A 13,694-nucleotide genomic window follows, 5' to 3' on the forward strand; every position below is an offset into this window, starting at 1 on the left:
ATAACGATATTCAAAAAGGTAGCTAAATATGTATGAAAACAAAGAAAAACAGAACATATAAAATGTTCTGCTCATAAGCAATATCCCACTCCGACAATAATCCCTACTAAAGCACCGACTACTACTTCATACGGTGTATGCCCGACAAGTTCATTTAACTTCTTATATTCTGTTTGTCTACCGTGAAAGAACTCATTCAATATTTTCGCTTGTTTACTAACTGCAAGTCTTACTCCTGAAGCATCATACATAACAATTATTGCAAAGATAGCAGCAATAGCAAATAAGGTACTTTCCACACCTTCCACAACGCCAACACCTGTCGCAAGTGCTGTAACAGTTGAAGCATGAGAACTCGGCATCCCACCTGAAGCGAAAAACTTTGCAAAATCAAATTCACCCGTTTTGAATAATTTAAAGACTACTTTCGTTAATTGTGCTAGAAACCATGAAATTACAGCGGCCATAAGCGGATCATTATGTAAAATTGTTTCCACGTTCTCAGCTCCCTACTGACTATAATGGAAATCTATATAGTATCAGTATAAAGAAAAATGCGTAGAAAATACTACGCATTATGATACTTTTGCTGATTTATTTTTTATAAATTTCGGTTGCTTCTGCACTAAAAACTTTGTTTTCGCTATTGAAAACACAAATAATGCAACCCATATACAGAAAAATGCCATCATATGAGTAGATGTGAAATGTTCACCAAATACGAATACACCTAAAATCAAACTAATCGTTGGTGCAATATATTGTAAAAATCCTACCATATAAAGCGGAATAAGTTGTGCTCCTTTTGCAAAATAAAAAAGTGGTAAAGCTGTAACAATGCCTGCTCCTATTAATAGTAACGTCGATGACATGGAAATAGATCCAAATGAACCGAATCCATGCGCTCCTGTCATAACGAGATAAATAATTGCAAACGGCGTCACTAACATTGTTTCCATCGTAAGACCAATTGTCGCATCATAGTTTAACAATTTTTTCGTTAATCCGTATAATCCAAACGAAAAGGCAAGTGATAAAGAAACCCACGGAATAGATCCGAAACGGACTGTTAAAATGATAACCCCTATTCCAGCTAAACCAACTGCAACATATTGCCAAAAGTTTAACTTTTCCTTTAAAACGACTGTACCAAGTAAAATACTAATAAGCGGATTAATATAATATCCAAGACTTGCTTCAATAACATGATTATGATTAACGGCCCATATGTAGACAAACCAGTTTCCGCTAATCAAGACTGAAGCTATTGTTAATGACATTAATAATTTAGGTCGTTTAAAAAGGTTCACGAACTCCCCAATAAACTGACGAAACCTCTTCGTAACACCTAATACAAGTAACATAAAAACAAACGCCCAAACGATGCGGTGTGCTAATATTTCATCTGCTGGAACTTCCTCAACCCATTTCCAATAGATTGGTAGGATTCCCCACATCGTATAAGCACCAGCTGCATATATAATCCCTTTTTTTTGCTGTGCTGATTGACTCCCCATCTTCCCTTTTCTCCTCTTCTCATTTTTCTCCATTATACGGTCCCGCATGCTCACTTTACCAATAATCAATCTGCAATTCTTTCGACATTTCTCATACAACAAAAAGTAAACATACTGTTATAACGACAAGTAATGGTATACCGAAAACAAATTTCTTTTTATGTGTTTTATGGTGAAACATATACATACCGATCCAAGCACCAACTGCGCCTCCAGCTGCCGCTGATAAAAACAACGTACTTTCTGGCGTTCTCCACTGTTTCTTCTTCGCTTTTCGTTTATCAAGCCCCATAAGGCTAAAAGCTATAACGTTAATAATAATAAAATAAATCCATTTCATCGCTTTCTCTCCCTATGAAAAATTCGCTTAATGGTAACATGAAAAAACGATGGAAACAACTGAAGAACACTTTTTATTAATTAGTTACCTTTATATTTAAATAATGAACTAAAATCGCAGTTAAAGCAATTAAATAGAAAGATGTTATAAGCAGAATCTTATATTGCATTCCCTTCATCCACTACCATATCATCGAAAAAACTTCTCTCAATCTCTTTTTCATCAAAATGAAGAACTACAATTAGTCCTACATATAAAGAAACGAAATTTAGAAACCATTCCCCATTATCATCTTTCTTAGCTAAACATTTAAATATCTCTTGAAATTGCATACGTTCATCTGCAGCAACAACCGGACGCACACCAAAATATTTCAATACGAGATTCAGCTTCAGCTGCACGGATAATGATAAAATATATTTTAATATCTCCGTATACTCCGCACTATCTTTTTGACTATACAACTTCACAAGCTTTTGATGTAAAGTAGAAATCGATAATTCTTCGTCAGTCACTTTAGTTGCTTCTATCGTTTCAATCATCTTTTTCATATCCATTACATTCACCCCTTCTGCAAAAAAACAAAAGCCAAAGCGTATTTATTTTATAATCAGCAATAATTGAATATTTCTCATCTCTCGTTCTTCTTTACTAACTAAGTCATACTTTTTTAAAAGATGAAAGATATCATTTAATATTTCCTGTGAATGATTACCTTGCAAAAATCCCTTCAATCCTGTAAAAATCTCTTTAGGCAAAAAACTCTTTTGACTTTCAAGCTTATTCATTACATCTTCCATAGAATGATCGATATTACACGCCATACTAAACTTCCCCCTCTATCCTCTATAAATAATATCCTCCGCTAACGATGTAAACACTTCTCCTACAAGAGACTCTTCATCATATACAGATGAACCGTTATTTTCTTCTCGTTTTGCAAAAGGTATTTGTGCAATCACTTCTGTTTGCAATTGTTCTGCAAGCATTTCGCCGCCACCTTTTCCGAAGAGATAATTTTTCGATCCATCTTGTTCTTCATAATAAGCCATATTTTCTACAATCCCTAAAATCTCGTGTTTCGTATGTTTTGCCATAACACCTACTCTAGATGCTACGAATGAAGCTACATTGTGTGGTGTTGTAACGATAATTTCTTGCGCCTGCGGGATCATTGCTGCAACATCAATAGCTACATCTCCTGTGCCAGGTGGTAAATCAAGAAGTAAATAATCTAATTCTCCCCAGTGCGTATTCGCGAGGAAATTTTGAATCCATTTATTTAACATCGGTCCGCGCCACATAACTGGGTTATTTCCTTCCGTAAAAAATCCCATCGACATAATTTTAACACCGTGACTAACAACCGGAATTGCTGTTTGATCAATCATCGTCGGTTTTTGATTCGTTTCCATCATAGCTGGAATGCTAAAACCATATATATCTGCATCTAATATCCCCACTTTTTTGCCCATACGAGCTAAAGCAGTTGCAAGGTTAATTGTCACCGTTGATTTTCCAACTCCACCTTTACCGCTCGTTACAGTAATAAATCGTACCCCTGAATCACGGTGAAGCATGCTCGGCATACCAGTTTCTGTTCTACTATTTTTCTTTAATTTCTCTGTTAGCGCAGCTCGTTCTTCTTGTGTCATAGAACCAAATGTCAAATCTACTTTAGATGCACCAATTGCCTGAAGAGACTCTTCCACATCTTGTTGAATTTTTGCCTTTAATGGACAACCTTGAATCGTTAGCACTACTTCAAGTTTAACCTCTGTTCCATTCATTTGTATATTTCTAACCATATTTAATTCTACAATACTTTTGTGTAACTCCGGATCCTCTACATGTTTTAATGCGTTCATTATTTGTTCTTGAGTAATCATAGAACTCATCCCTTCTCGTATTCGAATTTATATACAACATCTTCTTGGCGAAAAAGCTTATTATCCCCCACTAACGGGCGGGATTAATGCGACTATATCTCCAGCTTTTATCATCTCTTCATCCGTTACAAACTCTTCATTAACAGCCACCATCACTCTATCAAACGATTGTAAGCAATAGCTTGCTTTGAGCCATTCTTTTAATTGCTGAACTGTCATTTCTTGCTTTTCTAAAATTACTAGTCGATTCGATCCGACTTCCTCACGTAAATTTGCGAACAATAAAATTGTAATCATCTTCTCATTCTTCCTTCTTCGGTTTTCCATCCGGATATGCCGTATTTTCAAGTTGATCTCCAATCCACATCGTTCCATCTTCCCAAAATTCTTTTTTCCAAATTGGGACGATTCGTTTTATACGTTCAATCGCGTATTCATTCGCTTCATACGCTACTTTACGATGCGGTGATGAAACTGCAATAACGACCGCAATATCCATGATTTCTAACCGCCCTACTCGGTGCGTAATTGCTACTTTTGCATCCGGCCATTTTCCATTCATTTCTTCACCAATTTTCGTAAGTTGTTTTACTGCCATCGGTTTATATGCTTCATACTCTAAATGTAATGTTCGTTTTCCTTTTGTTAACTCTCTCACCGTACCAATAAAAGTTGTAATTGCACCTGCTTCTCTTCTTGCGACTTTATTCGTTACTTCTTCAACTACAATCGGTATATCTACAATCTCAAATAGCGCTTGTCCCATTAGAAACACCTCTCACTTTATAAAATGCCCAAGGCCATTCACTACCTTCGTTATCTTCCAGCAAGAGAACATCTACGAACATATCTTTTTTATAACCTCTCGTACCACCTGGAAGTACAATAAATATATTTGTCTCTGCTAGAGAAGAAACCGAGCTAGATTTATCAAACCCTGACGGATAAGCAATTAATTGCCCTTCGTTATATGTCAGTTTTGCTCGCACAAATCTTGTAAATGGATTTGGTTTTAAAAAATCTTCTCCTAATAACGCTTTTTCTCTTTTTACATGTGCTTTTTCACTAAACATATACGTCCGAATACACGGTCTTACAAATAATTCAAATCCTACGTAACAAGCAGATGGATTTCCTGATAAACCAAATAATAACTTGCCATTTAATTGCGCTACAGTCGTAACACTTCCTGGCCGCATTGCAACTTTATTGAAAAGAACCGATGCACCTAACTTTTCGTAAATAGCTGGTAAATAATCGTAATCCCCTACTGATACACCGCCTGTTGTAATGAGCATATCCACTTGGCTTAACGCTTCTTTTACAGCTGTGAAACATGTATGAAAATCATCGCTAAACTTCCCAAAATATTTTACTCTGCCGCCCGCTCTTCGAATTTGAGACAATATCATATACGTATTACTATTTCGGATTTTCCCTGGCTGTAACGAATCATTTACATCCAGTAATTCACTACCAGTCGCTAACAATCCAATTACAGGCTTTCTCGCCACTGGTACCTCACTATATCCGAACGTAGCAAGAAGAGCTGAAATCCCTGGATGAATGTATGATCCTTTTTTTGCAAGAACCGTTCCTTTACGAGCATCTTCACCTTGAAAAGAAATATTGTCGCCCGCTTTGAACGATCGCTTCACTTCCATATAATTGTTGCCAGCTTCCTCATATTGACGAGTCAGCTCTAACATAACAACCGCATCACACCCATTCGGAATTTGTGCTCCCGTCATAATTCGAACCGCTTGAAACGGACCTACTTTCTCATCGAATAGCGATCCTGCGCCAATTTCACCAACTACTTTAAATACAATTGGCGTTTCATAACCCGCTAAATTCGTATCTTCTGCTCTAATAGCAAACCCATCATACGGTGAACGATTGAATGAAGGTACATCATGGTCAGCTACTAAATCCTCCGCTAATATACGTCCGTAAGCTAATTCAATAGGTAGTAGTTCCTTTAAGCCGTTACTAGCAAATCCCATTACTTTACGAACAGCTTCTTCAACCGTAATTGGCACTCTTCTTTCCATTATTGACAACCCTTTCTATTAACCGAATACGCGATAATATAATTGTTTCGCTTTCGAAATATCATTTGTACCATGAATGAAAACACGACCATCTCGAAAAATAACGACGCGGTAATCATCTAGTTGGCAAGATAGTAAATACGGATTCCGCTCTACTTCCCCCAGTTTTTTTAATACTTTTTCTATATCGTCAAAATCGTACTTCCTATTTTCTATCGGCCTAATTTGCACTGTATTTCTTCCGCATAAAACAGCCACCTTCGTTTGGTGTTCGTATGATAAATAAGGATAAGTTCGATTCAAACCGCACGAGGGGCAATCGTCTGTTTTGATTTTCCCTAGTTTTATAAAATGGTTTTGATTACTCCATATATCAAACATGAAAAATGTTTTTCTAATTGCTGAGAAATCTCTGACTAAAATTTTGAGTGCTTCCGCCACTTGATATGCTGCGACGATTTGAACAGTCGGGCTAATAATTCCAGCGGTATCACATGTCACACCTGTAACAGGAACGTTCTTCAGCACACAATGTAAACACGGTGTCTCTTGCGGAATAACCGTATAACTCATACCGTACGATCCAACGCAAGAACCATATACCCACGGGATATTATGTTTTTGTGATAAGTCATTTATTATAAATCGAATATCAAAATTATCTGTTGCATCAATTATTACATCTACATTTTTTAATAGGTCCTCCATATTTTCTGCAACTGCATCCATTATGAAAGCATGTATTTGTACTTCCGAATTAATTTGTTCTAGCCGATTTTTAGCAGCGATTGCTTTCGGCATTTTCTCTCTCACATCTTGTTCAGAGTACAGTTGTTGCCTTTGTAAATTACTCCATTCAACGTAATCACGATCAATAATCGTCAATTTGCCAATCCCTGCACGTACGAAACTTTCGGCACTTGCACTTCCTAATGCGCCTGCTCCTACAATTAACACATGTTTATTTCGAATTTTTTCTTGCCCTCTACTCCCAATTGGTTTGAACAACTGTTGTCGTGAATACCGCTCAGCCATTACATATCCTTCCTCTCACGAACTCTATTTCATATTAGAATGTTGTTTTTGATAACAAGCAAAATAAGCAAATCCAACAAATCCAGCTCCCCCAATTACATTTCCGATAAAAACAGGAACAAAATTTCTAGCAAGATCCATCCACGTCAGATGACCTGCAAAAATAACTGCTGAAATAACAAACATATTTGCTACCACTTGCTGAAATCCAATCACTACAAATGCCATAATTGGAATCCAAATTCCGATTATTTTCCCGACAAAATCACTCGTCCCATAAGCGAGCCAAAGCGCAAGACAAACGAGCCAATTACATCCAATCGCTAAAATTAAAGTTCTCCCAAACGTTTCATGTAACTTTCCTTCTGCTATCGCTACCGTTTTATTTAAATAATCTCCCTCTGTTAATCCGCCAAGATGACCGAAACAATACGCAACAAAAATAGCTCCCACGAAATTCATGAAAGTAATCCAAACCCAGTTATTTAGTACACTTACCAATGTAATTTTCTTTGCATAAAGCGCCATAGAAAGTGACATCATATTTCCGGTAATTAATTCACCTCCTGCTAATACGACGAGCATTAATCCAACAGGAAAAACCGCTCCTCCTAAAACATTGACCAAACTACCCCAGCGCTCTGGTAAGTTACCTAAAACGCGAATGTTAAGTAAAAAACCGAGCGAAATAAACGCTCCTCCTAAAAAACCGAGAATAAGCATTGCTGGCAACGTCTGACTTACTTTTTGAACACCGGCCTCAATTACAAGCTCAGCAATTTGTTCCGGTTTATGAAATGCCATTACTAATTCCTCCATTTTCTCCAAATAAAAAAGCAGCTTCAAAAAACCTCCTCAAAATAAAGGTTTTTGAATGCTGCTTAATTTCTCTGCACATCTTTTACAGAGATATCAATCATCACTTTTACTATAAAATAGAAAATCTACAAACGTTGCATACTTTCCATTTTGTATATACTTCCTCAAAGCGTCACTTTTATATATCAACCACCAATATGTGACATTTCAATTTTAGGTATTCTTTTTTTACTTGTATTATTTAAGCGTTCATCTGAATACCGATCTTCTCGATTGTTCCATATATCGCGTACGATATATGTTATTTCCTCGTCAGTGTATCCAGATCGAAGTAGTTCTCTCAAGTCATTTCCTTTAGAAGCGAACAAACAAGTATATAATTTTCCTTCTGCAGAAATACGTGCTCTCGTACATGATGAACAGAAGGAATCTGTTACTGATGAAATAATACCTATTTCTTCATCACTTCCAATATAACGATAGCGAGTCGCAACTTCACCTGCATAATTTGCTTCTATCCGTTCTAATGGCATAACTTGATGAATGGCATCTACTATTTCTTGTTTCGAGACGACCTCTCTTAATTCCCAACCGTTATAATTCCCAACGTCCATATACTCAATAAAACGAAGAATATGCTTATTTTCCTTAAAGTATTGCGCCATCTGCAAAATATCTTGTTCATTTTTCCCTTTTTGAACGACCATGTTAATTTTAATTTTCATACCAACTTCAGCTGCAGCCTGTATTCCTTCCAGGACCCTTTGCACTTTGCTTCTATTACCATTCAAATAGAAAAACCGATCTTCTTCTAAGGAATCTAAACTAACTGTCACACGTGATAAACCCGCCTTATATAAATCAGGAGCAAACTTTTTCAGTAGTGATCCATTGGTTGTTAAACCGATATCCTCCACACCATCTATTTTATTAAGGCGCTCAATAAGCTGCGGAAGACCTCTTCGAAGTAACGGTTCTCCGCCCGTAATTCGTAACTTTCTTACACCTAAAGAAACAAAAATACGTGTTATCCTTTCAATCTCATCAAAAGATAAAATTTTATCATTAGACAAAAACGAATAATCCGGACCAAATATTTCTTCTGGCATACAATAGCGACAGCGAAAATTACAGCGATCAGTAACAGAAATACGTAAATCCTTTAAAGGGCGTTGTAGTTTGTCTAATGTGACAGGTTTCATCTTTATTGCCTCGCTTTTACTTATTTTATATTTATAACACGCTCTGGATGGGTATATACATTTAAGGATTCATTCCGAATAAACCCTATCGTAGTAATACCTAGTTCTTCTGCTAGCTGCAAAGCCAACTCAGTTGGAGCTGATTTTGACAGTATAATTTCACAACCAATCTTTGCAACCTTCAATAATATTTCCGAAGAAATACGACCACTAAAAACAATGATTTTATCTTTTATAGAAATATTATTTTTTAAGCAATAACCGTAAATTTTATCTAATGCATTATGTCTACCGATATCCATTCGGCTTAAAATAATACCATTCACATCACACAAAGCTGCATTATGAACGCCACCTGTATGACGAAACGTCTCCGCAGATTGCTGCATTTCTTTCATTAATCGAAAACAGTCTTCTGCAGCAACCTGTACATGGACTCCATTCATTTTCTTTGCGCTTAGTGCATCATTCGCAAAAACAAACCCTTGTCTACTCATACCACAGCATGAAGTAATATATCGTTTATTTTGCATTTGTTCGTAATATGGATTCACTTTTGCCGTCGTGACATGTACAAATCCTTCTTTCTCTTGTACCCATATGTCATCAATCTCTTCATACTTCCGAATGATTCCTTCAGATGCTAAGAAGCCTATTACCATATCTTCTATATATTCTGGAGTACTAACCATTGTAACAAACTCCTGTCCGTTCATTTTAATCGTGACTGGAAACTCTGTTACAATACTGTCCTCTATATGTTTAAACGCCCCATGTTCATAACGAAAGATTTCTCTTTCTACCTGTATCGGGTTCACGATCAGTATCCTTCTCTCACGTTATATTTTTATCAAAAACAAATACCGAAACTGCAATATCCTCTTCTACTTTCATATCTGAAAATAAATTCACTAATTTCGCTCCAACAAGTTCCTCCAAGTGTTCACGGGAATTCGCAGCATACACTTCTTGAATCATTTTCGTTCTAGCCATATGAACCATTTCCGCACCGTCCATCGTACTTGAAATGAATTTTTCAGTAGGTGTTAAGTTTCCATAAAGGGTCGCAATCGCCATATTTTCAGCAAATACAGTATGAATTCTTTCTGGCCCTTTTCCGAAAAGTTCTTTTCGAAGTTTTCGTATCATATCATTAAATTCATGTACTTTTTTTGACATACAATTATACCTCCCAAAAGCCTCATTTTACTTTATTATATATTTTACCAAAATGATCCTTCCGCCCAAACTATTTCGTACAAACATTTGGGCGAAAAGGTTCACTTCATGAAGTTTATTCGTCTTTTAACCCTTTCCCCATACCTTTTAAGAAATGAAGTCCAAACCCGATAGCACGGTTAATGTCTGGGTCTTTCAATACTTTCATAAGATCGAATACCCCTACTTTTTTGTTACTCTCTAGATGTTCATTTCCTTCTTCTAGTCCTACTAATAAGCTACCTATAAGCTTTTTCGTAAGTTCCGGATCAAGTTCTGTTAAAGCACCCGCAGCACCCATCATATTATTAATTAAATTTGTAACAGGCTCACGAGTCACTTGGCCAAGAACAATCTTTGCGATTGGTTCTTTCGCCTTTAGCATAGAATTTGCAGCTTCTAGCATTCCGATGTCATTTAATTCCCCAACAATATTAAACATTTGATTTAAAGCTTCTTCATTATTAGCTAGGAGCTCTTTTAAATCATCTAATTTTTGCTGTTTTATTTCTTCCTCAGTTAATTCTTGTTTTTGAATCATTTTTATAGGTGCAGCCATATTTTTCTCCTCCTACTTATCCGTTAAATGCACATACCCTGGACGTGCCCACTTACGATTCACCTCAATACCAGCTTGAGGATGACGTTTTTTGTTACGCGGGTTCGCTTTTGGCATCGGATTTGCGCCATCAACTTCTAGCACTTCCATACGCACTTTCGTCTGTTTATAAGCAGGTGTGTTCGTACGTACGTCCACAGCAGGACCTGTTAAGAAATTAATTGCTGTTTCATTATCTGTAGAGTTCATCGGTAAATATAACTCATTCGCTTTTACACGGTCTGTTACAAGTGCACGTAATTTTAATGCTCCATAAGGAGAGACAAGACGAACTAATGAACCTGTTTTCACTCCACGTTCTTTTGCAAGTGCTGGAGAAATTTCAACAAACACACCAGGTACTTTCGTTTGAATACCTGTTGATTTATTTGTCATATTCCCTTCATGGAAATGCTCAAGCATACGACCGTTATTAATGTGAAGATCGAACTCCGCTGGGAATTCAGCTGGACGTACCCAGTCAGCAATCGCAAAACGAGCCTTTTTATCCGGGAAGTTAAATCCATCTTGGAACAGAAGCGGCGTATTCGTGCCATCGAAACTTCCCCAATGGAAACTATTCCATCCTTCAAGTACTTCATAGTTTGCTTGTGAGAATAGTGGTGATAAACTTGCCATTTCAGCAAAAATTTCACTTGGATGACTATAACTCCAGTTTGCACCTAATTTATTCGCAACTTCTTGCACGATCCACCAGTCTGGCTTCGCATCTCCAAGTGTAGGAAGAACTTGATATAGTCTTTGTACACGGCGTTCTGTATTTGTGAAAGTACCTTCTTTCTCAAGAGATGGCGCTGCCGGTAATACAACATCTGCATATTGAGCAGTTTTAGATAAGAAAACATCTTGTACAACGAAGAAATCAAGGCTCGATAACACTTCATGTACATGGTTCGCATTAGAGTCTACAAGAGCCATATCCTCTCCGACAAGATACATAGCTTTCATTTTCCCTTCGTCAATTGCGTGAAGCATTTCAATATTATTAAGACCTGGTTTACTATTAATTTTCACTCCGTAAGCCATTTCAAATTTCGCACGTTCCATATCGTTCGTAACGTGCTGATATCCTGGGAGCCATCCTGGTAAAGTACCCATATCACAAGCACCTTGTACATTATTATGACCTCGAAGTGGATATGCACCAGCACCTGGACGACGATAATTACCTGTTGCAAGAAGTAAGTTTGAAATCGCAGCGGAAGTATCAGATCCACCTGTATTTTGCGTTACTCCCATACCCCAAAGGATACATGTACCATCTGCATCACGAATCATTTCAGCCATTTGAATAAGTGTTTCTTTAGAAATACCAGTCATTTCTTCTGCATATTCAAGTGTATATTCTTTCAGACTCTCTTTGAAATCTTCAAAGAAGTTTACATTCTCATCAATAAATCGTTGATCGTGCCAGCCTTGGTCAATCATATATTTCGTAACAGCCATTAACCATACTTGATCTGTTCCTTGTTTTGGACTAATAAAGACGTCTGAACGCTCTGCCATTTCTGTTTTACGAAGATCAGCCACAATTAATTTTTGTCCGTGTAATTTATGCGCACGTTTAATACGTGTAGCTAAAACAGGATGACCTTCTGTCGGATTACAACCTACAATAATAACAAGACCGGATTTTGCAATATCTTTAATCGTTCCAGCATCTCCGCCCATACCAATTGTACGGAATAATCCGTCTGTCGCTGGCGATTGACAATAACGTGAGCAGTTATCAATATTATTCGTTTCAAATACTTGTCGAGCTAACTTCTGAATTACATAATTGTCTTCATTCGTAATTTTAGATGAAGAAATAAAACCGACAGCATCTTTACCGTATTCTTCTTTAATAGATCCTAATTTACTTGCAACTACATTTAGTGCTTCTTCCCATGTAGATTCAACAAACGTTCCATTTTTACGAATTAAAGGTTTTGTAATTCTTTCTTTAGAATTTACGAAATCCCAACCGAATTTTCCTTTTACACAAGTAGAAATTGCGTTAACTGGCGCATCAGAAGAAGGCTGTACTTTAAGGATTTTACGCCCTTTCGTCCACACTTCAAATGAACAACCTACACCACAAAATGTACATACTGTTTTCGTTTTCTTCGTACGAGTATCACGCATGGCCGCTTCCACTTCTGATACCGCAAAAATGCCGCTATATCCAGGCTCAACTTCTTTAATTAAATCTACCATCGGTTCAAGAATATCCGGTTTTAATCCCGTCATAAATCCAGCTTCACCGAGCATCGTTTTCTCCATTAAAGCGTTACAAGGACAAATGGTTACACATTGACCACAGCTCACGCATGAAGAATCATTAATATTTACTCCTTCATCCCAAATAACTCGTGGGCGTTCCGCTTCCCAGTCTATCGATAACGTTTCATTTACTTGTAAGTTTTGACACACCTCAACACATTGACCGCATGCAATACATTGATTAGGATCGTAGCGATAAAACGGATGCGTCATATCAACTTCACTTGCATCTACTTTTGGTTCATAAGGATATTTTTGATGTTCAATTTCCATTAATTCTGCTGTATTATGCAGTTTACAGTTCCCATTGTTGTTGTCACATACTGTACAGTATAATAAATGATTTTCTAGTAACCGATCCATTGCCTCTGTTTGTGCTTCTTTGGCATGAGCAGAATTACGTTCAATGTTCATACCTTCTGTCACTACTGCCGAACAAGAGCGCACTAACTTTCCGTCAACCTCTACAATACAAGTGTCACATGTTTGAATAGGATCTACTTCTGGCACGTAACAAATTTGCGGATGTTCAATCCCGTTCTCATTAATAACACCCAATATCGTTGAACCAGGCTCCGCTGTATACTTTTTTCCGTCAATTGTAATATGAACCATGTTGTTATTCATGGTCTTTCCCCCTTTTTGAGAATAAAAAAACTCCACCACGAAAATATACGCACCACATTTCGGCACGTTATTATCATGGTGGAGTAGTTTATTAGCACATCTTGCTAAA

16 protein-coding genes are annotated in these 13,694 nt (G+C 37.1%); all 16 read right to left on the reverse strand.

Features of this window, described 5'->3' with window-relative positions:
- Positions 1-71 precede the first annotated feature (71 nt).
- Positions 72-497, reverse strand: a complete 426-nt coding sequence (locus DN392_RS13595; protein WP_000447816.1) for a divergent PAP2 family protein — start codon at positions 495-497, stop codon at positions 72-74.
- A 78-nt stretch (positions 498-575) separates the two neighbouring features.
- Entirely contained in the window at positions 576-1,517 is a 942-nt protein-coding gene (rarD, locus tag DN392_RS13600; RefSeq protein WP_000535553.1) for an EamA family transporter RarD, read from the reverse strand.
- Between the two features lie 91 nt (positions 1,518-1,608).
- Positions 1,609-1,857, reverse strand: coding sequence for a DUF1294 domain-containing protein (locus tag DN392_RS13605; RefSeq protein WP_000871327.1), 249 nt, complete (start codon positions 1,855-1,857; stop codon positions 1,609-1,611).
- Between the two features lie 158 nt (positions 1,858-2,015).
- Positions 2,016-2,414 carry a nucleoside triphosphate pyrophosphohydrolase family protein gene (locus tag DN392_RS13610; RefSeq protein WP_000367290.1) on the reverse strand — a complete coding sequence of 133 codons (399 nt, stop codon included), beginning with the start codon at positions 2,412-2,414 and terminating at the stop codon, positions 2,016-2,018.
- 42 nt (positions 2,415-2,456) lie between these two features.
- Positions 2,457-2,681, reverse strand: a complete 225-nt coding sequence (locus DN392_RS13615) for a hypothetical protein (RefSeq protein ID WP_000752392.1) — start codon at positions 2,679-2,681, stop codon at positions 2,457-2,459.
- A 15-nt stretch (positions 2,682-2,696) separates the two neighbouring features.
- Positions 2,697-3,746, reverse strand: a complete 1,050-nt coding sequence (locus tag DN392_RS13620) for a P-loop NTPase (protein WP_000632628.1) — start codon at positions 3,744-3,746, stop codon at positions 2,697-2,699.
- 60 nt (positions 3,747-3,806) lie between these two features.
- Positions 3,807-4,043, reverse strand: coding sequence for a molybdopterin converting factor subunit 1 (gene moaD, locus DN392_RS13625; protein WP_000628506.1), 237 nt, complete (start codon positions 4,041-4,043; stop codon positions 3,807-3,809).
- Between the two features lie 4 nt (positions 4,044-4,047).
- Positions 4,048-4,512, reverse strand: a complete 465-nt coding sequence (gene moaE, locus DN392_RS13630) for a molybdopterin synthase catalytic subunit MoaE (protein ID WP_000529381.1) — start codon at positions 4,510-4,512, stop codon at positions 4,048-4,050.
- Positions 4,493-5,800 (reverse strand): molybdopterin molybdotransferase MoeA, encoded by a 1,308-nt coding sequence (gene moeA, locus DN392_RS13635; RefSeq protein ID WP_000442217.1) that lies wholly within the window; start codon positions 5,798-5,800, stop codon positions 4,493-4,495. The genes moaE and moeA overlap by 20 nt, the downstream gene beginning before the upstream one ends.
- Before the next feature lie 18 nt (positions 5,801-5,818).
- Positions 5,819-6,835 (reverse strand): molybdopterin-synthase adenylyltransferase MoeB, encoded by a 1,017-nt coding sequence (locus DN392_RS13640; RefSeq protein ID WP_071743445.1) that lies wholly within the window; start codon positions 6,833-6,835, stop codon positions 5,819-5,821.
- A gap of 24 nt (positions 6,836-6,859) precedes the next feature.
- A complete protein-coding gene (locus DN392_RS13645) occupies positions 6,860-7,639 on the reverse strand; it encodes a formate channel (RefSeq protein WP_002107908.1) in 780 nt (259 codons plus the stop codon).
- 200 nt (positions 7,640-7,839) lie between these two features.
- Positions 7,840-8,856: a GTP 3',8-cyclase MoaA gene (gene moaA, locus DN392_RS13650; protein ID WP_000805854.1), complete on the reverse strand. Its 1,017-nt coding sequence runs from the start codon at positions 8,854-8,856 to the stop codon at positions 7,840-7,842.
- 20 nt (positions 8,857-8,876) lie between these two features.
- Positions 8,877-9,674: a formate dehydrogenase accessory sulfurtransferase FdhD gene (gene fdhD, locus DN392_RS13655; RefSeq protein ID WP_001068303.1), complete on the reverse strand. Its 798-nt coding sequence runs from the start codon at positions 9,672-9,674 to the stop codon at positions 8,877-8,879.
- 16 nt (positions 9,675-9,690) lie between these two features.
- The gene (locus DN392_RS13660) at positions 9,691-10,035 is read right to left on the reverse strand and encodes a Na-translocating system protein MpsC family protein (protein ID WP_000039582.1); all 345 of its coding nucleotides are present in this window, start codon (positions 10,033-10,035) and stop codon (positions 9,691-9,693) included.
- 115 nt (positions 10,036-10,150) lie between these two features.
- Positions 10,151-10,633 carry a helical membrane plugin domain-containing protein gene (locus DN392_RS13665; protein ID WP_000729894.1) on the reverse strand — a complete coding sequence of 161 codons (483 nt, stop codon included), beginning with the start codon at positions 10,631-10,633 and terminating at the stop codon, positions 10,151-10,153.
- Positions 10,634-10,645: 12 nt separating this feature from the next.
- Complete coding sequence (gene fdhF, locus DN392_RS13670; protein WP_001063660.1) at positions 10,646-13,585, reverse strand: formate dehydrogenase subunit alpha; 2,940 nt, start codon at positions 13,583-13,585, stop codon at positions 10,646-10,648.
- Positions 13,586-13,694: the final 109 nt, after the last annotated feature.

Source organism: Bacillus sp. BB51/4, assembly GCF_008368845.1.
Lineage (GTDB): Bacteria > Bacillota > Bacilli > Bacillales > Bacillaceae_G > Bacillus_A > Bacillus_A wiedmannii.